This is a genomic window from Corynebacterium sp. DNF00584 (assembly GCF_001552965.1).
Lineage (GTDB): Bacteria > Actinomycetota > Actinomycetes > Mycobacteriales > Mycobacteriaceae > Corynebacterium > Corynebacterium phoceense.
Map to the genome: position 1 here is coordinate 58,651 of NZ_KQ959730.1, position 23,871 is coordinate 82,521.

Here is a 23,871-nt window from a genome sequence, read left to right on the forward strand (position 1 = left end):
GCGAAAAGGCAAGGTCACGCTAAGTATGTTCACGCTGTTACCTGCAAAAAGAAGGCCCCGCAGACTTCCTTAAAACGGAGCTGCGGGGCGAAGAAGGGGTAAGCGGAAAGCTCTTAGTCCTTATCTTTTTCTTCATCTTCTTCTTCGTTAAAGCGCTTAAGGAGGTCGCGCACATAGTCGCCGGCGCCGGGGCCCTCGTAGGCTTCGACAACGTCGGCCACTTCGCCGACTTCCTTGATCTCGCCGTGATCGACCCACAGGGCGGTATTGCATAGCTGGGCGAGGAAGTCATTGGAGTGCGACGCGAAGACGAGGATGCCGGACTTCTTCACCATTTCCTGGAGCTTGACGCGGGCCTTGGCCATAAACGCGGCATCGACAGCACCAATGCCCTCGTCGAGCAGGAGGATTTCCGGCTCGATGGAGGTGACGACGCCGAGCGCTAGGCGCACGCGCATGCCGTTGGAGTAGGTGCGCAGCGGCATCGCCAGATAGTCGCCGAGCTCAGAGAACTCCGCGATCTCGTCCATCTTGGACTTCATCTGCTTGATGGTCTGGCCCAGGAAGAGACCGCGGATGATGATGTTGTCGTAGCCGGAGACCTCCGGGTCCATGCCCACGCCCAGGTCGAAGACCGGCGCGATGCGCCCGCGCACGTCCGCGGTGCCGCGGGTGGGCTCATAGATGCCGGAGAGCAGACGCAGCAGCGTGGACTTGCCGGCGCCATTATGGCCGACAAGCCCCACGCGGTCGCCCTCACGCAGGTGCAGGTTGATGTCCTTGAGGGCCTCGACCACGACGGTGTTGGAGGCATTCTTACCAATCGCGCCACCGGCGGTGGAGAGCATGGCCTTCTTTAAGGAGCGGGACTTCGCGTCGAAGATGGGGAAGTCGACGCAGGCGTTATACGTATCGATGGAAACCATGGTGAGAAGTCCTTATACCCAGTAGGAGACGCGGAATCGCCATTGGCGCATGGCGAGGGCAGCGAGTAGAACGCCGCCGATGGTGCAGGCGATCACGATCCACCAGTGGTAGGCCGCGACAGGCTGGCCAATCATGGGGGCGCGGACGATCTCCATGTAGTGGTACAGCGGGTTCAGCTCCGCCAGACGCGCGCGCGAGGATACGGAGGCGTTGTCCTTGAGTGTCGAGGTCATCCACACAATCGGCGTGACGTAGAAGAGCAGCTGCGTGAGCGAGTCGAGCAGCGGCGCGACGTCGCGGAAGCGCGTGGCCACGATGCCAAAGAACATGGACACCCACACGCCGTTGACCAGCAACAAGGCGAGAGCTGGAAGGAACAGCCAGAACTCCCAGCCCAGGTGGCGCGGGAAGATGGCGAGGAGGATGAGCCAAATAATGAGGTTGTGGCCCAAGAAGAGGGTCTGGCGCCACACGAGGCGGTAGACGTGGACCGAGAGCGGCGCGGGGAGCTGTTTAATAAGGCCCTCGTTGTCGATGAAGACGGTGGCGCCTTCCTTGATGGCGCCCGAGATGAAGTTCCACATGATAAGGCCCACGGTGACGTGGGGCAGGAACGTACTCAGCGGGATCTTGAACAGCAAGGAGTAGAGCAGGCCCAGCGCGGCGGCCATGACGCCGGTGGCGATGGTGATCCAGAAAGGTCCCAGGACGGAGCGGCGGTAGCGCTGCTTGATGTCTTGGACGCCGAGCTTGAACCAGAGCTCGCGTTGGCGCGCACCCTCAATGAGATCGGCGAAGGCTGCCTTGAAGGTCATCGACTGCGAAGGAGGAATCTCTCCTTGGTCGGTGACGGCAGTCATGCGGGCGATATCGGCGCGCAGTTGGTTATTGTCATGCACGTGGCATACCCTATCGTCTCCGAGGTCCCCAGTGGGAGTGGCCCGCCGTGAAAAGGCGATGAGCTGCAAGAAACACATTCTGGTGCGAACGGTATAGAGTGGGGAAGTTGTCAGCGCGGAAGGGAAGAGTTGCCATGGTTGCCTATGACGCGGCGAGTGTTCGTGGTTTATATACGGGACTCGCTGACGGCTGGACGTACCTCAACGCGCACGCCGCGCCGCAGATTGCGGAGAAGGTTGCCTCCGGCGTCGCCCGAGCCTTCCGCACCGCGAATGCCGTCTTGCCTGCAGATGCCCCCGTGGGCGCCCATTCCGCAGCCCCTGTCGCCGGCATGCTTGAGGGCGAGAAGCACCTTCAGGCCGCCCGCATGGCCGTCGCCGATCTCGTGGGCGCGCGTGCCGATGCCGTCGTGCTCGGCCCCTCCCTGCCCGTGCTCTACCAGTCGCTCGCCCGCGCCCTCGGCCCGCTCCTGCGCCGCCAGTCCTCGGTGGTGCTCTCCAAGCTTGACCCGCCGGCGCTCTACGCCGCCTTCGCCCACGGTCCGCATGGCTCGACCGTGCGCTGGGCCCAGCCGGATCTCGGCACCGGCGAGCTGCCCGCCTTCCAGTACGCGGAGCTTGTCGATGGCTCCACGCGCCTCGTGTCCCTTTCCGCCGCGCATGAGTTGCTTGGCACCGTGGCACCCGTCCATGACATCATCGAGACCGTCCGCTCCCGCTCCCGCGCCTGGACGCTTCTCGACGTCACCGCGCTCGCCCCGTACCGTCCCATCGACATGGATGACCTCGGCGCGGACATCCTTGCCATTGACCTGGCGCAGCTCGGTGGCCCGCAGATCGCCGCGCTCGTCTTCCGTGACACCGCGATGTTCCGCCGCCTCGACGCTCTCAGCCCCGGCCAGACAGCGCACACCGCCGCGAAGCTCGAGACCCCCGTCTCCGCGGGCCTCGCTGGCGGCGTCGGTCCGCTCGTCGACCATATGGCGACCCTCGCCGGCGGCGACCGTGGCTCCCGCCGCGTGCGCCTGCGCGGCTCGATGGAGTCCCTCGAGGCCTACCTCGACGATCTCCGCGCAGACCTCTATATCTATCTCGGCACGCTGAGCCAGGTCCACATCCTCGGCGCTACCGGTGAGGCCGCCGCCGAGGCTTCCGATGACCGCCTCCCGCGCCTATCCTTCGCCGTGCGCGGCGTGCCGGCCGAGACCGTCCACCGTCGTCTCTTCGACAACCGGCTTGTCACGACGCTCGCCCCGGCCACGCCCCTGCTGCGCGACATGGGCATCGACGAACTCGGCGGCGCCGTCACCGTAGCGCTCGGTCCGTTTAACACGCACAACGACATCGAGCAGCTCACCCGCGTCGTCGCCTCGCTGGCGTAAGTCTCACCGGCCTAGTCGGCGTTCGTGATCACCAGCGTGCCGGTGACCTCGCCGGAGTCGAGGGCCTCGTGGGCGCGGGCGGCACGAGCAAGCGGGAACGTCGCGTGGAGTGCATGCTTGACGCGGCCATCCTCGAGCATGGGCCAGACGTTTTTCACCGTCTCGGCAACGATGGCGGCCTTGTCCGCGTGGTTGCGGCCACGCACCGTCGTGCCCTGAATGGTGAGCCGCTTGTTGAGGACGACGCCGAGGTTAATCTCGCCTTTCGTGCCGCCCTGCATACCGATGATGACCATGTGGCCGTCCACGGCGAGCGCCTTGAGGTTCTGCTTCAGGTACTTCGCGCCAATGATGTCGAGGACGACGTCGCACTGGTTCTTGAGCTCTTCAGCGAAGTCCTGCTCCTTGTAATTGATGAGGATATCCGCGCCGAGCTCGCGGCAGCGCTCGAGCTTTTCCGCCGAGCCTGCGGTAACAGCCACCGTCGCGCCGAGAGCCTTGGCGACCTGGATAGCGAAGGTGCCGATGCCGCCGCCACCGCCGTGGATGAGAATCGTCTGGCCTTCCTTGAGGCCCGCGGCCATGACGATATTCGACCATACGGTGCAGGCGACCTCGATGACGGCGGCGGTCTCTTCCAGTGTGAAGCCCTTGGGGATAGGCAGCAGCTGGCCTTCCGGCACGGCGACGAACTCGGCATAACCGCCGCCGGCGAGCAGCGCGCCGACTTCCTCGCCGACCTGGCGGTCGGTATCGCCTGCGTCAACGATGACGCCAGCGGCCTCGAGACCGATAATCTCCGACTCGCCCTTAGGCGGCGGGTACGCCCCGCGCGCCTGGAGGAGGTCCGCGCGGTTGACGCCGGCGGCCTTGACCTCGACGAGTACCTCCCCGGGCTTGAGCTCTGGCGTATCCACTTCGCCCAGTTCGAGCGAGCGGGGGTCTTCTAAGTCCTTCTGAATGATTGCGTGCATGCACCCCAAACTAGCGTTTTCTTCCCGCCGCGCGCCGGGCTTTCGGGGCGCTGATTTTGACTGGGGATTCTTTTAGACCGTGGGTACGTACACATTCACGCAGCTAGCGAGAAAGGAGTCAACGATGGTGACTCCGCACTTGGTGATGTGGGCGACCGCGGAGCCTGTCGTGTTCGATGCAGACGATGATGCCTCGTGTCTGCGCGTGTACCGCGAGACTGTGGGCGTCGCCTCTTACGAGGAGCTCACGCGCATCGTGAACAAAAGACATTCTGATACGCCTCTGGCCCAGGTCACTGGCGCCCGACTCGTGCGGGCCACGTGGGAGGACCGATTTTCGGAATTGCGAGGCGAGTGTGAATCGCGGCCCACGGTTTAGTAGGCTAAAGCAGTTACGTTCTGTGGTCGCTTGCGACTGCAGTTGTGACGAGGAGACGTGGCAGAGCGGCCGAATGCACTGGTCTTGAAAACCAGCGTGGGGAAACTCACCGAGGGTTCAAATCCCTCCGTCTCCGCCGGTCCTATTTCCCCTGGTGGCTATCCACCGGGGGTTTTGCTTTGTCTAGGCTGGTCAACGGCATAATCCATTTTGTCATTTAGGGACAGGTATAGCCACAAAATGACGTAATGAAGGGAAAGTTAAGGGAATTTTCTTCCCGTTCCGGCGACTTGGTGCCTTGGCCGAGAGGATAGGCAGCGGTCTGCAAAACCTTTGACACGGGTTCGAGTCCCGTAGGCACCTCCACTTTCCGCTGAGTCCAATAGGGCACGCGTCGCAGGCGGCTGGCAGTCCACCCTCAGGCACGCCGAGACCTCTGAGCTTCATTTCGCATCGAGCGACAGATCACACTTGATAATATCGTCATCGGGCGATATAATCGCCATATGACTATGAAGCAACAGGACGGGGCAACCCTCGACGAGGTGGCGACGGCAGCATACGCCCACCTATTCCAAGCATTTGCAGAACCGACGAGGTTGGCGATCGTGCAGCACCTCGCCTCGGGTGAGCACCGGGTCCGCGATCTGGTCGAGCACATGGGCCTGGCCCAGTCTACGGTGAGCAAACATGTCGGCTTTCTCGTTGAGTGCGGCCTGGTGACGATGCGCCCGGAAGGGCGCTCCACCTGGTACTCGCTGACACAGCCCGAGCTCCTGCGTACCCTCATCGCCGCTGCTGAATGCCTCCTCGATGCCACCGGCACGCAGGCCCTGCACTGCACGCACCTGCGACTCCCACATATCCACCACGCGACAGATACGGAGAAGAAGTAGATATGGGGGCAGGACACAATCACGGCCCCGCCGCCAGCGAGAACGGGCACCCTGGAGATTTCCGCAAGAAACTCTGGATCGCATTCTCGATCACCGCGATGATCGTCGTTGCCCAGGCCATCGGCTCGGTCATCACCGGCAGCCTCGCACTGCTGACCGACACCGCCCATGCCATCACCGATGCCTTCGGCCTGCTGGTTGCACTGATTGCCGGGACGCTGATGCTCAAACCCGCTAACGCCAAGCGCACCTGGGGGTTCCGGCGTATCGAGGTGATCGCAGCCCTCGGGCAGTCGGCACTGCTGCTGGTGCTGGGCACGTACGCCGCCATCGAAGGCATCCGGCGACTGTTCGAGCCGCCGGAGGTGCCCGCAAGCGAACTGCTGATCTTCGGCATTATCGGCCTGGTCGCGAACACCATCGCCATCACCGTCCTCGCCTCCAGCCGCGGTTCGAACTTCAACATGCGTGCCGCGTTCCTCGAAGTCCTCAACGACGCCCTCGGCTCACTCGGAGTGATCATCGCGGCGATCGTGATCGCCACGACCGGGTTCACGCAGGCCGACGCCATCGCCGGACTGTTCATCGCCAGCCTGATCGTGCCTCGCGCGTTCAAGCTGATGCGTGAGACTATCGGCGTCCTCATGGAGTTCACTCCTAAGGGCCTCGACCTCGACAAAGTCCGCTCACACATCCTCGAACTCGACCACGTTCAGGATGTCCATGATCTGCACGCCTCCACTGTGGCGACCGGCTTACCGACCCTGACCGCCCACGTCGTCGTCGACGACGAGTGCTTTACCGACGGTCATGCCGCCCAGATGCTCCAAGAGATCAAAGACTGCGTTGCAGGACACTTCGAGGTCTCCGTTCATCACTCGACCTTCCAGATCGAGACCGAGCACATTGCCGAACATGAACCGGAAGTCAGCAAGCACAACTGAACGCAGCGCCCCCTCCCGGGCTCGTACCGGGCGGGGCGCCTAGTGCTGCCTAGTGCGTATGTGGGGATCGATATTCAGCGTTCTCGAGGCGGAGGGTGCTCGTGGCGTTGTCCTCATCGATAATGAGGTCCCCACCGCCGTACCACGTGCGGGCGGTTACGACGAGCGGTGCTGCGGAGGTGGTCATCGCGGTATTCCTTTCGCGCGCTAGCGACGCTACCGGTAGATAACGGTGTTGGCCACTACGAATTCTGCTCTAGCCAGGCGTTGATTCCGCCGCGCAGCGAGACGACGTTGGTGAAGCCGCGCTCGCGCAGGAGGGCCACGGCCTGGGCGGAGCGGATGCCGGAGGCGCAGTGGATGACCGCGTATTCGTCGGGGTCGAGGTCGGGGTTCTCGCCGTCGACGATGCGGTCGAGCAGGAAGTGCTCCGCGCCGGGGATGACGGAGTGCTCGCGTTCCTCGGCGGTGCGCACGTCGATCAGACGGGTGCCGAGGGGAACGGCGCGGACTTCGGGGGCATCGTCAGGCTGGGTGGGTACGGTGCCCGAGGTGACCAACGGGATGTACTCCCACGTGCCGGACAGGGCGTCGAAGTAGCCGAGCTTGCCCACGAGGGGCTCGCCGACGCCGGTGATGATTTTGAGGGCCTCGAGGGCCATGGCGGAGCCGACGATGCCCACGACGGGGCCGAGCACGCCCGCCTGCGAGCACGACGGCACGGAGCCGGGCGCGGGGGCCTCGGGGAAGACGTCTTCGTAGACGGGGCCGTGGCCAGACCAGAAGACGGACAGCTGCGCGTCGAAGCCCAGGATGGAGGCCCAGATATGGGGAATGCCCAGCTCGTGGGCGGCCCAGGAGGACAGGTAGCGCGCCTCAAAGTTATCGGTGCCATCGAGGATGACGTCCGCGCCACGCAGCTGTTCGAGCGCGGTAGCGGACTCGAGGCGGCCGAAGGTCTCGACTGTGACGGCGGGGTTGAGCGCGGCGATTTTTTCGGCTGCGGATGAGGTCTTCGGGCGTCCCACGTCCGGCGTGGCATGGATGACCTGGCGCTGCAGGTTGGACAGGGAGACCTCGTCATCGTCGAAGAGAAGGACGCGGCCTACGCCGGCGCCGACGAGGTAGAGCAGCGCGGGGGAGCCGAGCCCCCCGGCGCCGATGACCGCGACGGTGGCACGGGCAAGCTTGGCCTGGCCCTCCTCGCCCCAGAGAGCCTCTTGCCGGGCATAGCGGACGCTCATTCGAGACCCACCCAATTCACGGAGCCGTCAGTGTGGCGTTGCTCTTTCCAGATGGGCACCTCGGCTTTGACGCGGTTGGCGCAGTCCTCGGCGGCATGGAATGCGTCAGCACGGTGCGCGGCGGCGGCGACAACCACAAAGGCTGAGTCCCCGACGTGCAAATCGCCCGTGCGGTGCGCGCACCACAGGCGGGCGTGGGGATGGGAGCTGATGACCTCAGCGGCGACGCGTTTGATTTCCGCGTCCGCGCTGGGGTGCGCAGTGTAGGTGAGCAGTTCGACGCCGCCGCGCCCGCCGTCATGGTTGCGCACGATGCCGTCGAAAGTGACGGTCGCGCCCATGGCAGGCGTTACGGTCGCGGCGACTGCCGCGGCCGTGTCGATGGTCTCGTTCGTCATAAAAGCGTCGATGACCAGGCCGGTGTGCTCTGCTACGTACTGTGGATCAGTGCTCATGCTTCCCTTCGAGCTGTTCAATGATGTGTCCCAGGATAGGCTCCAGCACCTTGACGCCGTCCTTGACCCCACCCGTCGAGCCGGGCAGTGCCATGGCGAAGGTCGTCCCGCGCGTGCCCGCGACGGTGCGCGAGAGTGGGGCGGTGGGCACGCTTGCCGATGCCGCGTAGAACGCGTGGGCAATTCCCGGCAAGGTTCGCTCGAGGTGGGCTTCGAGGGCCTCGACCGTCTGGTCATCGGGGCTGAGCCCCGTGCCACCCGAGGTGAGGATCACCGCGGGCTTCTCGGCGAAAGCCTGGTCGACAGCGGCGCGAATGTCTGCGTCGGGAACCACGGAGGCATCGGCGCACTCCAGGCCCTGCGCGCGCAGGAACTCGACGGCGATGGGGCCGGAGCGGTCCTCATACGTGCCCGCGGCGGCGCGGGTGGAGGCGACGATAACGATTCCGGTGCGTGCCATTAGATGGGGAAGACCTCAACTGGATCGCCGGCCTTGAGGTGCGCGCCAGCGGGGATGCGGATAAGGGCGGTGGCGGACATAGCCTGGGAAATGAGGTGGGAACCTGCACCCGGGAGAAGCTCGGCCTGGCCCATGCCCTCCGGCGAGTGGGAGAGCACACCGCGGCGGAACTGGTCGCGGGACTCGAGGCCGTCCACGTCCTGCATGATGCGCGAGATATACGGCGGGCGCGAGTGGCCGAGGACCGGACCGACGTAGAGACGGAAGCTCACAAGCGTGGAGACCGGGTTACCGGGCAGGCAGATGACCGGAACATCGCCCAAGTGGGCGAGGCCCTGCGGGCCGCCGGGCTGCTGAGCGACGTGGCCGAACCAGCCGTTGTCCTCGAAGACCTGGCGCACGACCTCGAATTTGCCGTGGGAGACGCCTCCGGAGGTGACGATGGCGTCCGGCTGGTAGAGACGCACGACGCCTTCCAGATCGGAGCGCAGGATGCCCGGGTCATCGTTGGTGCGTACGTAGGCGACGACCTCGATGCCGTACTCCTTGCACAGCGCGGCGATCATCGGGCCGTTGGAGTCCGGAATCTGGCCGGCGGACAGGTTGGCGGTGCCGATCTCGGCGCCGCCGGTGACGACGACGATGCGGGCGGGGGCGTACACCTCGACCTCGGTGTAGCCCTGGCCAGCGAGCGCGGAGATAGCGGCCGGGAGCAGGCGCGTGCCGCCGGGGATGAGCAGCTTGCCTTCCTCGACGTCGGAGCCGGCCTTACGGATGTACTGGCCTTCCTTGACGGCCGGGATGGTGACGGTGCCGCCTTGTTCGACGAAGGTGGACGGCTCGCAGAATTCCACCGGCACGATGGCCTTGGTGCCCTCCGGCACCTTGGCGCCGGTCATGATTGGGGTGGCGATGCCCTCCTTGAGCGGTGTCGCAGCCGTGTCACCTGCGGCGACCGTGGCGCCCACAGTGAGCGTGCCGCCAGCTGGGTCCGTGATGGCGTAGCCATCCATCTGGGAGTTATCGAAGCGCGGGGAGTTGTAGGTCGCGTTGATGGACTTGGCCAGGACCATGCCATCGGCCTCCAGCAGGGAACGCGTGACGACGTTCGGTGCGGTGACGACGGCGCGGACGGCGCTCAAGTGTTCTTCGTACGTGCGCATGGCAACTCCTTGTACAAGGGGGATCCGTGGGTGAAACCCCGGTGGGGACACATCGTCTACAAGTCTAGGCTTTTTCTCGCGTGTTCTCGGCTGGCATAGTGGGGTGCATGCTTGAGATTCATTACTTTGCCGCGGCCCGCGCCGCCGCCGGTACCGCCCAGGAGTCTGCGGAGCCCGCAGCCTCCCTGGGCGAGCTTCTCGATGCCCTCGCGGCCGCGCATACCGGCACCACCGAGGCGGGCATGACGCTTGCGCAGGTCCTCGAGCGGTGCACCTTCCTCATCGACGGCAAAAACGCCGAACGCGACGCCGTCCTCGACGGCGCCGCGCGCGTGGATATCCTCCCGCCCTTCGCCGGCGGCTAGCGCGCCCGCAGCGGGCTTGTGAAGAAATTCACCACGCCTGAGACGAGCCCGAGCACGATCGCGCCGAGGATGGCGGGCAGCCAGCCGTCGATGTCGAGGTGACCCAGCGAGGTATCGAGGGAGTTAAATGCCCACTCCGTGATGAGCAGCGCCGCGCCATTGATGACGAGCGCGAACAATCCGAGTGTGGCGCAGGTGAGGGGTGCGCCGAGGAACCGCAGCACCGGCGTGATGACGGCGTTGACGAGAACGAAGACGGCCGCGACGGCGAGGAACGTCGACGAGGAGCCCGCCTCATTGGTCGACCCGATGCCTGGCTCGCCCGGAGTGAGCGCGGGCGGCACGATGTCGATGCCGGGGACGAAAGAGACAACGACCCATAAGGCGAGGGCGACGGCTATGACGTTGAGTGCGAAGTTCCACAGGGCTTTCATGGGTGTGACACTACCGGCCGTCCCTGCGGACCGCCTGAGAAAACGCGCAGACTAGCCGCGGACGGCCTTCCACGCGGCGAGGAGCTGATCGGTCTCCTCCGGGGTCGTCACCGTGATGCGGATGCCTTCGGGGAAGGAACGCACGAGCACGCCCTGCTCGGCGAGCGCGGCGGCGAGTTCTGGGGTCTCGCCCGGCAGCCACACGAAGTTGGCCTCGGAGGGGTACGCGCCGGTGGCCTCGATGACGCGCTGGCGCTCGACGACGGCGGTATCGGTGCGCTGCTTCAGCTCATCCTGCGCGGCGAGGGAGGCGAGAGCGCCAGCCTGGGCCACGGAGTTCACGGAGAACGGGATCGCCACCTTGTTGAGGGCCTCGATCATCTCCGGCTGGCCGAAGGCGTAGCCGATGCGCAGGCCGGCCAGGCCGTAGGCCTTGGAGAAGGTGCGCAGACCCACGAGGTTGGGGTACTTCGCGATTTCCTCGGTGGCCAGCGGGGTGTCCTCGGCGCGCAGGTACTCGGTGTACGCCTCGTCGAGGGCGACGGTGATCTCGGCCGGGACCTTGGCCATGAACTCAGCGAACTCGGCGCGGGTCACGATGGAGCCGGACGGGTTATTCGGGTTGCAGATGAAGATCAGGCGTGTGCGGTCGGTGATCGCGGCGGCCATGGCCTCCAGATCCACGCCCTCGTCCTTGAGCGGGATGGCGACCGGGGTGGCGCCGTGGACCTGGGCGAAAATGGGGTAGGCCTCGAAGGAACGCCACGGAAAGACGACCTCGTCGCCGTCGGTGCAGGTGACCTGGACGAGCTGCTGGCACAGCGCGGAGGAGCCGGTGCCCACGGCAACCTGCTCGAAGGCGACGCCGAGGTGCTCGGCGAGGGCCTCGCGGATGGCAACGGCACCCATGTCCGGGTAGCGGTTCGCGCCGGCGGCAGCTGCGGCCATGGCGTCGACGGCGGCGGGCAGCGGCGGCTGCGTGGCCTCGTTGGAGGAGAGCTTGAGGGCGTCTTCCTGGCGCTTGCCGGGGACGTAGGCGGGGAGGGAGGAAAGGTCAGGGCGAATCATTTCTATCACTCTAGTGGTTAGGTGCGGTTACGGCTTACGGGTTACGGGGTCCGCGCGGGCCGTAGTCGAATTCGGCGGTGAGCGGGCCGAAGGCCTTGAGGCCGGCGGGGGCATCGGCAGGCGGAAGGTGCAGCTCGAGGAACGCGCCGGCATCCGAGGACTCGATGGCGGCGAGCGCCTCCTCGAGTTCCTCGAAGGTCTGCGCGGAGTAGGACTTCATCGTCGTATCCGGCTTGAAGACCTGCGGCAGCGCGCCGTACGACCAGTTCTGGATGTCGTTGTACTCGTCCTCCATGCCCAGGATGTAGCGCTCGATGGTGTAGCCGCGGTTATTCATGAGTACGATGATGGGATTGAGTTCCTCGCGCAGGATGGTGGACAGCTCCTGGGCGGTGAGCTGGAAGGAACCGTCGCCGATGAAGAGGACGTGGCGGCGGCCCGGCTCAGCAAGCTGAGAGCCGAGCGTCGCGGGCAGGGTAAAGCCGATGGAGCCCCAGATGGGCGAGTTGATGTACTTGACGTTCGCGGGCAGCTGCTGGGCGCTCAGGCCGATATGCGAGGTGCCGGCCTCGGCGATGACCACGTCGTCCGCGCGGAGGAAACGTGCCATGCGCGGCCACAGCTCGGCCTGCGTGAGCGGACCGGTAGGCGCGGCGGCGCTCGTGGTCGGGGCGGTCTCGCGCGGGGTGGCGGGACGCTCGGGGGCGCGGTCGATGAGGGCATCGATAAGTTCGCGGGTGGTGAGCCCCACGAAGTACTCGCCGTCAACGCTGGCGTGCTGGTCACCGAGGTTAACCACGAGCGCGTGGTCAAGCTCGTGCGTGAACGAACCGGAGTTGACCTCGATGAAGCGCGGGTTCGTGGTCACCAGGAAGTCCGAGTGCTCGACGCGGTCCTTGACGCCGGGCGCCGAGGCCGCGCCGTTGTAGGTGCCGATGAAGAGCGGATGATTCTCGGGCAGGAGGGCCTTGCCGGAGGACATCTGGGCGAAAGGAATCTGTGCCTTCTCCGCCAGGCGCAGGAGGGGCTCGGTAAAACCGTGGCGGTCCGCGTCCTGGTCAATAAGGAGGAGTGGGTGCTCGGCGCGGGCGAGGACCTCGAGGATGCGTGCGGCCGCGGCCTCGAGGCGCTCGGGGTCGGAGGCGGGCAGGGAGGTGTCGAGCGGGGCATCGGGAGCCTCGATGGTGAGATGCGTGATGTCCGAGGGGAGCTGGATGTGGACGGGGCGCTTCTCACGCAGACAGGTGCGCAGCGCGCGATCGATTTCCTCAACGGCGTTCATGGGGGAGACGCGCACGGCGACCTCCGTGAACGGCGCGATGGCCTCGAGCATATTCGCGAAGTCGCCATCCGCGAGGGAGTGGTGGAGGTTCCAGCGGAACTCCGTGGCGTACTGCGGTGGGGCGCCGCCGATGGAGACGACCGGGATGTGCTCCGCGCGCGAGCCCGCAATGCCGTTGAGAGCGGAGAGCTCACCCACGCCGTACGTGGTAAGAAGCGCGCCGACGCCGCGCGAGCGAGCATAGCCATCCGCCGCATACGCCGCGTTGAGCTCGTTGCAGGCGCCCACGAAACGGATGCCTTCTGCGTCGCGCAGCTGTTCCAAAAAGCTCAGGTTAAAATCGCCAGGCACGCCGATGACTTCGGTAATGCCAATGTCTTTGAGACGGCGGAGGAGGAATTCGCCCACGGTTGTCTGCATGCAGTGCTCCTTTCGAGACGGTGAGTGCTGCCGTCTATTATGACGCGTTGACATAAAGGGGGCGGTCTTTTGTGTGCGCTCTTTTGTGTGCAGGGGCGGCCCTCAGGTAAAGTCTCCGTGTGATACTTTCGAGTATCTGGAGACGTGCCAGAGCGGCCGAATGGGGCTCCCTGCTAAGGAGTTGACTTACTTGCGTAGGTCCGGAGGTTCAAATCCTCTCGTCTCCGCCACTCAACCCCCGGTTCTCGCCGGGGGTTGTCGCATGTGTGGGGCAAGGCGCCACGCGCGTCGAGGAAACTGCGTCACATAACTAGGCGGCGGGAACGCGCTGGGGTTAGGATCGGCTGGTGAAAATCTCGTGGCTTGGACCCGCGCGGCTCACCGCGGTCGGGTTTATGGCTCTCATCTTGACGGGCACGCTGTTGCTCATGTTGCCCATCTCGGCGCATGTGCCGCACTGGACGCCGTTTCTTCCGGCATTTTTTACGGCGACCTCGGCAGTGTCGCTCACCGGGCTCATCGTTGAGGACACCGGTTCGTACTGGACACATTTCGGCCAGTGCGTCATCCTGGCGCTCATCCAGCTGGGCGGTTTGGGCATCATGTCGCTCGCGTCGCTGTCGGGCATGCTGCTTACCGGGCGGGTGAGCCTCAAGGCGCGTGCCGCGGGCGCGGCGGAGGGACGCCCCATCGTCGAAGGCGGCATTCGGCGCACGCTCACGTTTACCTTTCTCTTCACTTTCGCGGCGGAGGCGGCCGTGGCGCTCGTCGTGGGTGTGCGCGGCATGGCGCACTACGGCTGGACCGGGCCGCAGGCGGTGTGGGAAGGCACGTTTCACGCGGTCTCCGCATTCAATAACGCGGGCTTTTCCACGTACTCGGATAACCTCGTGGGTTTTGCCGCGGACCCGTGGATTCTGCTGCCGCTGGCGGCGGCGATCATCGGCGGCGGTCTCGGCTATCCGGTTCACGCGGAGTTCCTGCGCCGCGTCCGCGCGCGGCTTACGGTGCGCGCACGCGTCCACCATGCATCGGTGACCGCGCGCATGACCTTGTGGGCATCTGCGGTGCTGGTCGTGGGGGGGACGGCGTTCATGTGGGCATCGGAAAGCCGGGGCGTCCTGGCGGGGATGCCGGCGGGGCAGCGGCTGCTCAATGCTTTCTTCATGGCGGTCTCGCCGCGCACGGCGGGCTTCAATGCGATTGATTATGGCCAGGCGCACCCGGTGACGCTCATGGGGACGGATGTCCTTATGTACATCGGCGGCGGCTCGGCGGGTACGGCCGGCGGCATCAAGGTCACGACGGCGTGTGTGCTCCTTGCGGCGATGGTGGCGGAATTTCGCGGCCGTGATGACGTCGCCATCGGACACCGGCGCATCCCCACTGCGGCGGTGCGCCAAGCGCTGGTGCTGGCATTCTTCGGAATCGCCGTCATTGCGGTGGGCGTGGGCCTGTTGCGCGCCTTCGACCCGCAGTTCACCGCGGACCAGGTCATGCTGGAGGTGACCTCCGCGTTTGCGACGGTGGGCTTGTCCACCGGCATTACCGCGTCGCTGAGTGCGCCGTCCCAAATTATCCTGTGTTTCATTATGTATCTGGGCCGCGTCGGCCCCACCACACTCATCGCGGCGCTCGCCGCGCGCGCGGTCACGCAGCGCTTTAGCTACCCCGAGGAAAGGCCCTTCATTGGTTAATATTTTTGGTTCCCGGAAGACCATCGACATCGCACCCGTCGTGGTCGTGGGCCTCGGCCGCTTCGGCCACGCGTTGGCCCGCGAGCTCATGGACCATGGCGTGGAGGTGCTCGGCATCGACGCTTCGGACAAGTTGGTGCGCGAGATGGCGCCCGAGCTCACGCAGACCGTCCAGGCAGATACTTCCGATGCCGCCGTGCTCACGCAGCTCGGCATCGACGAGGTCGAGCGGGCCGTTGTCGCCATCGGCTCGGACGTGGAGGCCTCTATCTTGACGGCCTCGAATTTGGTGGAGCTGGGCGTGCGCGACGTGTGGGCGAAGGCAGACTCGGAGGCGCACGCGCGCATCCTGCTCAAAATCGGTGTCCATCACGTCATCCGCCCAGAACGCGATACCGGTCGGCGCATCGCGCACCTCCTGTCCGGCCGCTTCGAGGATTTTGCGGAGATCGCGCAGGACTACGGCGTGACCAAGCTCGTGCCGCCCGCGTGCGTGCAGGGCAAGCCGCTCGACCTGGCCAAGGTGCTGCGCGAGTACAAGGTGCAGCTGGTCTCCGTGCGCACGCTGGGGCGGTGGCTGCCGCTTACTGATGGCCGCGAGCTCACGGCGAACGACCTCATCGTGGCGGCGGGCTCGCCGGCGGCGTTGGAGAAGTTCACGGAAGGATAAGCTGCGGCGCCGGCTACAACTCGACCGGCCAGTGGTGGGGATACCGCTTCCTGTGCGCCCTGCGGTCGATCGATGGCCTGCGGGGCGCACGCCTGTCTGCCGCGTTAGACTGCGGGGCATGAGCAACCCTGACAAGCGTTTCCCGCGCGCCGTCTACGGGCGTGGCGAGGAGCCGGACCCGCGCTTTAGCCTGGCCAATGAACGGACGTTCCTCGCGTGGACGCGCACGGCGCTCGCGTTCATTGCTGGCGGCGTGGCGTTGCGCGCCTTCGAGCTCGACTTGCCGGACCGCGTGACCGGCGCGGTGAGCGTCGTCATGCTCATCGCGGCGCTCGTGCTGCCGGTAGCCGCGTGGTTGCACTGGGCGCGTTGCGAGCGTGCCATGCGTGAGGGAACACCGCTGCCGGGCAGCTTCGCGCTACCGGTGTTGATCCTCGCCGTCCTCGTCATCGCGGGCATCCTGCTGTACGGAGAAACCCGTGCCTAGCGCGCTCTTTGATGCTGGCCTGCAACCGGAGCGCACCCGCCTGTCGTGGCAGCGCACGGCGCTCGCGGCGGTCGGCGCGCTGCTGCTTACGCTGCGCGCGGCGGGGTTCGCGGTCTCGTGGGCGCTCGTCCTCGTCGCCATTGCCGCGGGCGGCCTGTATCTCGCTGCGCGGGCGCGCGCCGGTGCCGTGGACCGCCGACTCGCGGCGGGTGAGGGTCTGCCGGGGGCGGGAACCTTGGCGGGGCTCGCGGGGTTGACGGTGGGGTTGGCACTGCTTGGCCTGGTCTCGCTGTAAGCGGGCACAATGGGGCGCATGTACACGATTGCTGTTATCGCCGGTGATGGAATCGGCACCGAAGTTATGCCCGAAGGCCTGCGCGTCCTGCGCGCGGCGGCTGAAAAATTCGACCTGGAGATCGAGTTCACCGAGTTCGATTGGTCCTCGGCGGAGTACTACCAGCGCACCGGAAAGATGTTGCCGGACGATTGGAAGGCGCAGCTGGGTGGTTGTGACGCCATCTACTTCGGTGCCGTAGGCTGGCCGGATGTCGTCCCTGATCATGTGAGCCTCTGGGGTTCGCTCCTCCAGTTCCGCCGCGAGTTCGATCAGTACATCAATCTGCGTCCGGTGAAGCTACTCGCCGGCGTGCCCTCGCCGCTCGCAGGCCGTGAGCCCGGCGATATCGATTTCTGGGTCGTGCGCGAGAACACCGAAGGCGAATACTCCTCCGTGGGCGGCACGATGTTCCCGGACACGGATCGCGAGACCGTCATCCAGGAAACTGTCATGACCCGCACTGGCGTCGACCGCGTCTTGAAATACGCCTTCGATCTCGCGCAGCGTCGCGACGCCAAGCATCTCACGTCCGCGACGAAATCGAATGGCATTGCCATCACCATGCCGTATTGGGATTCCCGCGTTGAAGCCATGGCGGAGAATTACCCGGAAATAAGCGTGGATAAATATCACATCGACATCCTCACGGCCCAGTTCGTCATGCACCCGGACCGCTTCGACGTGGTGGTCGCCTCCAACCTCTTCGGTGACATTTTGTCCGATCTCGGCCCGGCCTGCACCGGCACCATTGGCATCGCGCCGTCAGGCAATATCAATCCCACGGGCGAGTTCCCCTCCCTCTTCGAGCCCGTCCACGGATCGGCCCCAGACATCGCTGGCCAGGGGATTGCCAATCCCATCGGCCAGATTTGGGCCGGCGCGATGATGCTCGATCACCTCGGCGAGCGCGAGGCTGCCGATGCCGTCATCGCGGCCTTCGAGTCCGTCCTCGCCGAGGGCCAGGGTTTGACGCCCGATATGGGCGGCACCGCGACTACCTCCGAATTGGGGGCCGCAATCGCGGCTCGGCTGGCGGACTAACGGCCCGCCGTGGGGTTGACGTGGGGGTGGCACGATGTGGCCCCGACCCTAGTGCGTGGTTTATGGTAATGCGTGTCTCTCGCGGTGAACGCCGCCGTGTATCTCATTTCCAGGAGCATCATGACCACCCCACAAACGCACCCATCGACCGCCCATGCCGAGGGCGAAGACGACAAGCCCCTCGGCACTTTCGAATGGCGCCGTGAATTCACCGGCCTCATTGTCGGTCTTGTTCTTGCCGCACTCATTTGGTTCTTTTTCCCGTCCAACGCCGTGGAGACTGTGATGCAGTCTTCCGGAGCTGACCCGGAGGAGACCTACACGCTTGAAGGCCTGCGCGCCGTCGCCGCCGTTACCGTCCTCATGGGCGCATGGTGGATGACCGAGGCCATTCCGTTGGCCGCCACCGCCCTTATCCCGCTCGTCGTCTTCCCGCTGGCTGGCGTGGGCACGATTAAGGAAGTCGGCTCGCCGTACGCGTCCTCGACCATCTTCCTGTTCATGGGTGGCTTCCTTATCGCGCTGGCCCTCCAGCGTTGGAATGTCCACCGCCGCATGGCGCTTGCCGTTGTCAAGGTCGTTGGTACGTCGCCGAAGCGCCTCGTGCTCGGCTTCATGCTTGCCACGGGCTTCCTGTCCATGTGGGTGTCCAACACCGCGACCGCCGTGGTCATGCTGCCTATTGGCATGTCCGTCCTGACGCTTACCGCTGACACGGTCGGCGGCATGGCTAACCAGAAGAAGTTCGCGACCGCGCTCATGCTCGGCATCGCCTACGCTGCGTCCATCGGCTCCCTGGGCACGCTCATCGGTACTCCGCCGAACGCCCTGCTCGCTGGCTACATGCGTGAGTCGCATGACATCGACCTGAGCTTCGGCAAGTGGATGATCGTCGGCATGCCGATTGCCATCGTCTTCCTCTTCATCGCCTGGTTCCTGCTCGTGACCATCTTCAAGCCGGAGATGGATCGTATCCCGGGCGGCAAGGAGCTCATCAACGACGAAATCAAGGCCATGGGTCCGTGGACCGGCCCGCAGATCGCCACCGCCATCATCTTCCTGTGCGCCGCTGTCGCATGGGTTGCTCTCCCGTTCTTCCTTGATAAGGAGTCCGGCTACGACGATGCCATCGTAGGTATCGCCGCTGGCCTCATCCTCTTCATCCTGCCGGCCAACTTCAAGTCCGGCGTGCGCCTGCTTGACTGGAAGACGGCCAATGACATGCCGTGGGACGTCCTCCTCCTCTTCGGCGGCGGCCTGTCTCTGTCCGCGATGTTCAATAACTCCGGCCTGTCCCTGTGGATTGGTGAGCTGGCCAAGGGCCTGGGCTCCCTGCCCGTCATCCTGCTCATCGCCGCGATTGCCTTCTTGGTCCTCTTCCTGACGGAAATCACCTCAAATACCGCAACCGCCGCGACCTTCCTGCCGATTATGGGCGGCGTCGCCGTGGGTATTGGCCTCACGGCGAACGGCGACATCAATGTCCTCGTGCTCTGCATCCCGGTCGCACTCGCCGCCACCTGTGCGTTCATGCTCCCCGTCGCCACCCCGCCGAACGCCATTGCGTACGGCTCTGGCCACGTGAAGATTGGCGACATGATCAAGGGCGGTATTTGGCTCAACATCATCGGTACCGTGCTCATCACACTCACCGTCTACTTCATCGCCATCCCGGTCTTTGGCCTCACTGCTTAATCACTTTCTCTTTCTGCGAATGCCCCGCCTCGTGCGGGGCATTGCGTATGGTCTGACCCGGGTAAACAGCAGGTAAAAACATTGACTGGCCTGGCGATTTGTCACAATTCAAAGCCGTGGGTATAGTTATTCCTCGTTGCACAGAGAGCACCAACCGCTCGAGGCAATGGTTAGCGCCCGTAGCTCAACGGATAGAGCATCTGACTACGGATCAGAAGGTTGGGGGTTCGAATCCCTCCGGGCGCACAGCACAAACCCGCTGGCCGCAAGGCTAGCGGGTTTCTTCGTGTTCCATCCGCCCGTGCTGCAGCGTGGGGGTAGGGGCGCTTATATTTCGGGCGCGTTATCAGGAGTGTGACGCTGAAAATGAGGCTAGTGCGCCCGATAGTGCCCGCCGTGTTCAATAATGACGGGTCTTATGCTGGTGGCCCAGCGCCGTCGGGTAAAAGCATGGGGCATTAGGATAAAGCCAACAGGCGTGCCCGGCGGGCAGAAGGAGACGAGCAATGAACAAGTGGACCCCGGGCCTCATCGGTGGCGCCGTGCTGGGCGGCATTATGTGGATTGCCACGGGAACGTTCTGGTGGCTGCTTGCAGGCATAGTCGTGGGGCTGGCTGTCGTGCCGCTCGTAGGACGCGAGGACCGGCAGAAGAATTACGCGCGCAAGAAGCGTGATGATAACTTTCGTGACTAACTACTAACGCGGGGTAAGGTGAAGGCGATTAGTTCGCGGTGATAAACGGTGGTGCGCATGAATAACGAACAGCAGGTTCTCGACAACGTAGACAAGCTCGAGGTTATGCTGCGCAGCGAGGATGAACTCGACCCCGGTCAGGCACAGGAGCTCAAGACCTTGGCCACGGGTCTGCCCATTCGGGATGTCATCGCCATTGTGGAGCGTTGCAATGCGGTGCGCGCGGCGCTGGTACTGCGCCTGCTGCCGCGGCGCAAAGCCATCGAGGTATTCGACGCCATGGACTTCGCCCAGCAGGCGGACGTTATCGATGAGTTGGGCAACGCCGAGGTCTTCGAGTACTTCGATGCACTTGAGCCCGAGGACCGCGTGGCGCTGCTCGATGAGCTGCCCGTGGAAATTGCGGACCGCCTGTTGCGCTCGCTTAATAAACCGGACCGTGACATTACGGGCGTGGTGTTGGGCTATGAGAAGGGCTCAGTGGGCCGCCGCATGTCGCCGGAGGTGCCCACGCTGCATCCGGAGATGACTGCGGCTGCAGCGCTGGCGCAACTTAAAGAGACCGCGCAGGACTTGGAGACGATCTACACGCTGCCCATCGTGGAGGCGGACCGCCGGCTGGTGGGCGTGGTGAGTTTCCGTGAAGTATTCCAGGCGCCGGATACAACCCCGCTAGGTGAGCTCATGCGGGAGGCAGTGTTTGCGACGGCCACGGATGATGCGGAGGAGGTCGCGCGTTGGTTCCTGCCGCTGGACTTCCTGGCGCTGCCCATCGTGGATGCCTCGGGGCGCCTGGTGGGACTGCTCGCCTGGGATGACGCTATGGATATCCAGGAAGAAGCAGATAACGAGGACACCGCGCGTGCGGGTGGTACGAATCCACTGCATCAACCGTATCTGTCTACGCCGCTCATGAAGCTGGTGAAGTCGCGCATTGTCTGGCTGCTGGTGTTGGCGGTCTCCGCGCTGCTCACCGTGCAGGTGCTGGCCATGTTTGAGGAAGCACTTGCAGCCGCGGTGGTGCTGTCCTTGTTTATTCCGCTGCTCACCGGCACCGGCGGCAATACGGGCAATCAGGCTGCCACCACGGTGACGCGAGCTCTCGCGATGGGCGATGTGCGCGACCGTGACTTGTGGGGCGTGTTGTGGCGCGAGTTGCGTATTGGCATGGTGCTTGGCGCCGTGCTGGGCACTGTGGGCTTTATCCTTGCGACCCTGGTCTATGACGTGAAGATCGGCACGGTCATCGGAACCACGCTGTTCTTGGTGTGCACGATGTCTGCCTCCGTGGGCGGACTCATGCCGCTGGTCGCGAAGAAGGTGGGAGCGGACCCAGCAGTCTTCTCCAACCCGTTTATCTCGACTTTCTGCGACGCGACCGGCCTTATTATTTACTTCCTCATTGCCAAGTCCGTGTTGGGAATCTAACGCCAGGGAGCTAGAAGACCTCGATACGTCCACCCATGGACTCGGCCTGACGCAGCTGGGAGACCCAGCCGTGGGAGCCGGGGGACAGGCGCAGGACGGGGCGGGAAGAAATCTTCACGGGGGAGACGGACTCCTTGCGGGCGCCGGTGCGCGCTTCGAGGCGGGTGCGGGCGGCATAGCCAGCCTCCGCGAGGTCCGCGATGGTGGGGTTGTCCGAGGCCAGCGCGTCGCGCGCGGCGGTGACGTAGTTCAGGAACTCGTCGAGCGCCTTGACCACGGCCGCGGAGTTGGTCTCACACATCTGCTGCACGAGCTCCGGTCGGGTGCCCGCCACGCGGGTGGCGTCCTTGAAGGAGCCGGCAGCCAGCGACTGGGAGAGGATTCCGCCGTGGTCGCCGACGACGGCGAGGGACTCGGCGATGACGTGCGGCAAGTGGCTCACGCGCGCGACGGCTTCGTCATGCGGGGCGACCCGCACCGGCATGGCCTCGGCCTTGGCCATGGCGGCGAGGCGCACGACGTCGGCGAAGAGGTCGATCCAGGACTGAGGCAGCTTCTCCACCTCCAGGGCGTAGTCATAGGTCACGGCCCACGCCGCACCGGCGAAGAGACCGCGCTGCGAGTTATCCCAGCCGGACTGGGAGGTGCCGGCCATGGGGTGGCCGCCCACGTAACGGGACTCGAGGCCGCGTTCCTTGACCAGATCGTAGACCTGGGTCTTCACGGACACGACGTCCGTGATGCCGCACGTAGGGGCGTGCTCCACGATGGCGTCGAGGACGGAGGCGACGGCCTCGAAAGGCACGGCGAGGACGATGAGTGCGCCTTTTTTCTCTGCGCGGGCGAGAACGCCGGGCAGGTCATTGGTGACGTCAAAGCCCTGCTTAGCGGCGCGGCGGGCGCCGGAGGTGGAGTGGTTATAGCCGAATACGGCATGTTCGCGTGCGGTCAGATCGCGCAGCAGCGAGCCGCCGATGAGGCCGAGGCCAATAATGCAGACAGGGCGGGAGACGGTATAAGGATTCACATGACAATCATGGCACAACCCGACTAACCTGACGAGGTATGAGTCAGGATGAATTGCTCTCCTTCGCCGTGACGGTCGCGCGCAGCGAGGGTGCCTGGGTTGTCCGTTCCTTCGCGGATGATTTTGAAGACCCCCAGACGTCCATCGCCGCAGTGCGTGCGCTGCGCAGCGAGGGCGCAGCGTTTGCGCTGCTGTGCGTCGACGATGACTACTTCGTCATCGTCCGCCCGGTTCCGGGCGATGTGCGCATGTTGCTTTCCGATGCCACCATGGCCGTCGATGATGATTTCGCGGCAGGTTTCCTGGAGTTGCGCGACCTTGAGATCCCCGATATTGCCCCGGAAGACCTCGATGACGCGGACCCCTTCGGCGACGGCGACTTCGACATCCTGGCCGACCTCGGCATGGACGAGTATCAAATCGAGGCCATCATCGACAATGACGAGGACTATCCCTCGGACATGCTGCTGCGCATCGCGGGCGAGCTGGGCTTCGGCGACGAGCTGGAAGATGCCCTCGATCTCTAGCACCCCCGCCGCGCCCGACCAGCCCGAGCGCGTCCTGCCCCGCGAATCCGGTCTCGCCCGCGCCGAGGAACGCATGCGCCGTGCCCTCGCGGTCGCGCGCACTACTCCCGCCGGTGACGTGCCCGTCGGCGCGGTTATCTACGGCCCCGACGGCCGCGAGCTTGCCACCGGCGTTAACCGCCGCGAGCAGCGCCAGGACCCCACCGCCCACGCGGAGGTCGAAGCCATCCGCGCTGCCACGGCTGGCGCTGCGGCGAAAAGCAATGATGGATGGCGGCTCACCGATTGCGAGCTCGTCGTCACCCTCGAGCCCTGCGCCATGTGCGCTGGCGCCCTCGTCGGTGCGCGCGTCGGCTCCATTGTCTTCGGCGCGTGGGAACCACGCACCGGCGCCTGCGGCTCCCTCCTCGAGGTTCCTCGCGCCCCGGGTGCCCTACACGTCCCACAGGTCCGCGGCGGCGTCCTCGAGGACGAATGCGCCGAGCTGCTGCGCGGCTTCTTCGGCGACCTGCGCTCAATCGTTACGTCGTTGTAACCCACACAGCTGTGTCACGCCGTTAGGGTGGGGATATGAGCGATTTTGAGAACAAGAAAGACGAAGTACTCGGTTCTGCCAAGGAGAAGTTTGGTCAGGCCACGGATAATGAATCCCTCGAGAACGAGGGTAAGGCGGACCAGGCCAAGGCAGGCGTCAAGCAGAAGTTTGAGGACGCCAAGGACGCCGTAAAGGAAAAGGTCGATGACTCCATCGCCGCTGTGAAGGACGCTACGGAAGACTAAACCGCAACCACACCGCAGTGACGGACGCGCCCGCGGGGCTAGTGATTTTGTTCGGGCCCTAGGTCTGCTTTAAGCTGTTTCGCGGTGGCGTGTCCGAGCGGCCGAAGGTGCTCGCCTCGAAAGCGAGTGTTGGGTAATCCCCAACCGCGGGTTCAAATCCCGCCGCCACCGCACTGAGCCCCAACCTGTTTATGC

27 protein-coding genes and 5 tRNA genes are annotated in these 23,871 nt (G+C 64.8%); 20 read left to right on the forward strand and 12 right to left on the reverse strand.

All coding sequences use genetic code 11. The features are described from left to right. Window positions 1–113: 113 nt before the first annotated feature. A complete protein-coding gene (locus tag HMPREF0307_RS01790; protein ID WP_066485888.1) occupies window positions 114–926 on the reverse strand; it encodes a galactan export ABC transporter ATP-binding subunit Wzt/RfbE in 813 nt (270 codons plus the stop codon). Window positions 927–938: 12 nt separating this feature from the next. Beyond that, window positions 939–1,787 carry a galactan export ABC transporter permease subunit Wzm/RfbD gene (locus tag HMPREF0307_RS01795; RefSeq protein WP_231724999.1) on the reverse strand — a complete coding sequence of 283 codons (849 nt, stop codon included), beginning with the start codon at window positions 1,785–1,787 and terminating at the stop codon, window positions 939–941. Between the two features lie 173 nt (window positions 1,788–1,960). Here HMPREF0307_RS01795 and HMPREF0307_RS01800 point away from each other — a divergent pair, with 173 nt between their 5' ends. Beyond that, window positions 1,961–3,208: an aminotransferase class V-fold PLP-dependent enzyme gene (locus tag HMPREF0307_RS01800; protein WP_066485898.1), complete on the forward strand. Its 1,248-nt coding sequence runs from the start codon at window positions 1,961–1,963 to the stop codon at window positions 3,206–3,208. 11 nt (window positions 3,209–3,219) lie between these two features. Here the strand turns inward: HMPREF0307_RS01800 and HMPREF0307_RS01805 are convergent, their stop codons facing one another. Next, the gene (locus HMPREF0307_RS01805) at window positions 3,220–4,182 is read right to left on the reverse strand and encodes an NAD(P)H-quinone oxidoreductase (RefSeq protein ID WP_066485900.1); all 963 of its coding nucleotides are present in this window, start codon (window positions 4,180–4,182) and stop codon (window positions 3,220–3,222) included. Window positions 4,183–4,612: 430 nt separating this feature from the next. On the opposite strand from HMPREF0307_RS01805, the gene HMPREF0307_RS01815 reads away from it, so the two are divergent. From HMPREF0307_RS01815 to HMPREF0307_RS01830, 4 genes are all read left to right on the forward strand, one after another. Then, window positions 4,613–4,697, forward strand: a tRNA-Ser gene (locus tag HMPREF0307_RS01815). 156 nt (window positions 4,698–4,853) lie between these two features. Beyond that, window positions 4,854–4,927: transfer RNA gene (locus tag HMPREF0307_RS01820), tRNA-Cys, on the forward strand. Window positions 4,928–5,067: 140 nt separating this feature from the next. Next, window positions 5,068–5,457 carry an ArsR/SmtB family transcription factor gene (locus HMPREF0307_RS01825; protein ID WP_066485914.1) on the forward strand — a complete coding sequence of 130 codons (390 nt, stop codon included), beginning with the start codon at window positions 5,068–5,070 and terminating at the stop codon, window positions 5,455–5,457. A 2-nt stretch (window positions 5,458–5,459) separates the two neighbouring features. Further along, window positions 5,460–6,401, forward strand: coding sequence for a cation diffusion facilitator family transporter (locus tag HMPREF0307_RS01830; protein ID WP_066485922.1), 942 nt, complete (start codon window positions 5,460–5,462; stop codon window positions 6,399–6,401). Window positions 6,402–6,450: 49 nt separating this feature from the next. On the opposite strand, the gene HMPREF0307_RS12800 is transcribed toward HMPREF0307_RS01830, so the two are convergent. The 5 genes from HMPREF0307_RS12800 to glp are packed head-to-tail and all read right to left on the reverse strand — an operon-like array spanning window position 6,451 to window position 9,723. Next, window positions 6,451–6,588, reverse strand: a complete 138-nt coding sequence (locus HMPREF0307_RS12800; RefSeq protein ID WP_156435893.1) for a hypothetical protein — start codon at window positions 6,586–6,588, stop codon at window positions 6,451–6,453. Between the two features lie 55 nt (window positions 6,589–6,643). After that, on the reverse strand, window positions 6,644–7,645 hold the full coding sequence (locus HMPREF0307_RS01835; protein WP_066485925.1) for a ThiF family adenylyltransferase: 1,002 nt from the start codon (window positions 7,643–7,645) through the stop codon (window positions 6,644–6,646). Next, entirely contained in the window at window positions 7,642–8,100 is a 459-nt protein-coding gene (locus tag HMPREF0307_RS01840; RefSeq protein WP_066485928.1) for a molybdenum cofactor biosynthesis protein MoaE, read from the reverse strand. The genes HMPREF0307_RS01835 and HMPREF0307_RS01840 overlap by 4 nt, the downstream gene beginning before the upstream one ends. After that, complete coding sequence (locus HMPREF0307_RS01845; protein WP_066485932.1) at window positions 8,090–8,560, reverse strand: MogA/MoaB family molybdenum cofactor biosynthesis protein; 471 nt, start codon at window positions 8,558–8,560, stop codon at window positions 8,090–8,092. The genes HMPREF0307_RS01840 and HMPREF0307_RS01845 overlap by 11 nt, the downstream gene beginning before the upstream one ends. After that, on the reverse strand, window positions 8,560–9,723 hold the full coding sequence (gene glp / locus HMPREF0307_RS01850) for a molybdopterin molybdotransferase MoeA (protein ID WP_066485935.1): 1,164 nt from the start codon (window positions 9,721–9,723) through the stop codon (window positions 8,560–8,562). The genes HMPREF0307_RS01845 and glp overlap by 1 nt, the downstream gene beginning before the upstream one ends. A gap of 107 nt (window positions 9,724–9,830) precedes the next feature. Between glp and HMPREF0307_RS01855 the strand changes: the two genes are divergently transcribed. Beyond that, window positions 9,831–10,088 (forward strand): MoaD/ThiS family protein, encoded by a 258-nt coding sequence (locus HMPREF0307_RS01855; RefSeq protein ID WP_066485938.1) that lies wholly within the window; start codon window positions 9,831–9,833, stop codon window positions 10,086–10,088. Here HMPREF0307_RS01855 and HMPREF0307_RS01860 read toward each other — a convergent pair. The 3 genes from HMPREF0307_RS01860 to HMPREF0307_RS01870 are packed head-to-tail and all read right to left on the reverse strand — an operon-like array spanning window position 10,085 to window position 13,292. Beyond that, window positions 10,085–10,522, reverse strand: coding sequence for a phage holin family protein (locus HMPREF0307_RS01860; protein WP_066485946.1), 438 nt, complete (start codon window positions 10,520–10,522; stop codon window positions 10,085–10,087). The genes HMPREF0307_RS01855 and HMPREF0307_RS01860 overlap by 4 nt on opposite strands. Before the next feature lie 51 nt (window positions 10,523–10,573). Next, window positions 10,574–11,590 carry a histidinol-phosphate transaminase gene (gene hisC, locus HMPREF0307_RS01865; protein ID WP_066485951.1) on the reverse strand — a complete coding sequence of 339 codons (1,017 nt, stop codon included), beginning with the start codon at window positions 11,588–11,590 and terminating at the stop codon, window positions 10,574–10,576. Between the two features lie 34 nt (window positions 11,591–11,624). Then, entirely contained in the window at window positions 11,625–13,292 is a 1,668-nt protein-coding gene (locus HMPREF0307_RS01870) for an alpha-keto acid decarboxylase family protein (protein ID WP_066485960.1), read from the reverse strand. Between the two features lie 138 nt (window positions 13,293–13,430). On the opposite strand from HMPREF0307_RS01870, the gene HMPREF0307_RS01875 reads away from it, so the two are divergent. From HMPREF0307_RS01875 to mgtE, 10 genes are all read left to right on the forward strand, one after another. After that, window positions 13,431–13,522: transfer RNA gene (locus tag HMPREF0307_RS01875), tRNA-Ser, on the forward strand. A gap of 165 nt (window positions 13,523–13,687) precedes the next feature. Continuing rightward, window positions 13,688–14,989 carry a TrkH family potassium uptake protein gene (locus tag HMPREF0307_RS01880; protein ID WP_181734620.1) on the forward strand — a complete coding sequence of 434 codons (1,302 nt, stop codon included), beginning with the start codon at window positions 13,688–13,690 and terminating at the stop codon, window positions 14,987–14,989. Further along, complete coding sequence (locus tag HMPREF0307_RS01885) at window positions 14,982–15,659, forward strand: potassium channel family protein (RefSeq protein WP_066485975.1); 678 nt, start codon at window positions 14,982–14,984, stop codon at window positions 15,657–15,659. The genes HMPREF0307_RS01880 and HMPREF0307_RS01885 overlap by 8 nt, the downstream gene beginning before the upstream one ends. 118 nt (window positions 15,660–15,777) lie before the next feature. Beyond that, entirely contained in the window at window positions 15,778–16,146 is a 369-nt protein-coding gene (locus HMPREF0307_RS01890; RefSeq protein ID WP_066485977.1) for a YidH family protein, read from the forward strand. Beyond that, a complete protein-coding gene (locus HMPREF0307_RS01895) occupies window positions 16,139–16,441 on the forward strand; it encodes a DUF202 domain-containing protein (RefSeq protein WP_066485979.1) in 303 nt (100 codons plus the stop codon). Before HMPREF0307_RS01890 ends, HMPREF0307_RS01895 begins: the two co-directional genes overlap by 8 nt. Before the next feature lie 9 nt (window positions 16,442–16,450). Continuing rightward, entirely contained in the window at window positions 16,451–17,524 is a 1,074-nt protein-coding gene (locus HMPREF0307_RS01900) for a tartrate dehydrogenase (protein ID WP_066485981.1), read from the forward strand. Between the two features lie 120 nt (window positions 17,525–17,644). Beyond that, complete coding sequence (locus HMPREF0307_RS01905) at window positions 17,645–19,219, forward strand: SLC13 family permease (protein ID WP_066485984.1); 1,575 nt, start codon at window positions 17,645–17,647, stop codon at window positions 19,217–19,219. Window positions 19,220–19,392: 173 nt separating this feature from the next. Further along, window positions 19,393–19,465 (forward strand) — tRNA-Arg (locus HMPREF0307_RS01910). Window positions 19,466–19,725: 260 nt separating this feature from the next. Further along, window positions 19,726–19,914, forward strand: coding sequence for a hypothetical protein (locus tag HMPREF0307_RS01915; RefSeq protein ID WP_066485986.1), 189 nt, complete (start codon window positions 19,726–19,728; stop codon window positions 19,912–19,914). Window positions 19,915–19,971: 57 nt separating this feature from the next. Next, window positions 19,972–21,342: a magnesium transporter gene (gene mgtE, locus HMPREF0307_RS01920; protein ID WP_066485989.1), complete on the forward strand. Its 1,371-nt coding sequence runs from the start codon at window positions 19,972–19,974 to the stop codon at window positions 21,340–21,342. Between the two features lie 10 nt (window positions 21,343–21,352). Here mgtE and HMPREF0307_RS01925 read toward each other — a convergent pair whose 3' ends face one another. Next, entirely contained in the window at window positions 21,353–22,369 is a 1,017-nt protein-coding gene (locus HMPREF0307_RS01925; RefSeq protein WP_066485998.1) for a prephenate dehydrogenase, read from the reverse strand. Window positions 22,370–22,407: 38 nt separating this feature from the next. Between HMPREF0307_RS01925 and HMPREF0307_RS01930 the strand changes: the two genes are divergently transcribed. The 4 genes from HMPREF0307_RS01930 (at window position 22,408) to HMPREF0307_RS01945 (ending at window position 23,847) form a co-directional block, all read left to right on the forward strand. Beyond that, window positions 22,408–22,896 (forward strand): tRNA adenosine deaminase-associated protein, encoded by a 489-nt coding sequence (locus tag HMPREF0307_RS01930; protein ID WP_066486001.1) that lies wholly within the window; start codon window positions 22,408–22,410, stop codon window positions 22,894–22,896. Between the two features lie 73 nt (window positions 22,897–22,969). Then, the gene (locus tag HMPREF0307_RS01935; RefSeq protein WP_066486076.1) at window positions 22,970–23,431 is read left to right on the forward strand and encodes a nucleoside deaminase; all 462 of its coding nucleotides are present in this window, start codon (window positions 22,970–22,972) and stop codon (window positions 23,429–23,431) included. A gap of 35 nt (window positions 23,432–23,466) precedes the next feature. Next, window positions 23,467–23,676 carry a CsbD family protein gene (locus HMPREF0307_RS01940; RefSeq protein ID WP_066486004.1) on the forward strand — a complete coding sequence of 70 codons (210 nt, stop codon included), beginning with the start codon at window positions 23,467–23,469 and terminating at the stop codon, window positions 23,674–23,676. Between the two features lie 83 nt (window positions 23,677–23,759). Next, a tRNA-Ser gene (locus HMPREF0307_RS01945) sits at window positions 23,760–23,847 on the forward strand. The last annotated feature ends 24 nt before the right edge of the window (window positions 23,848–23,871 follow it).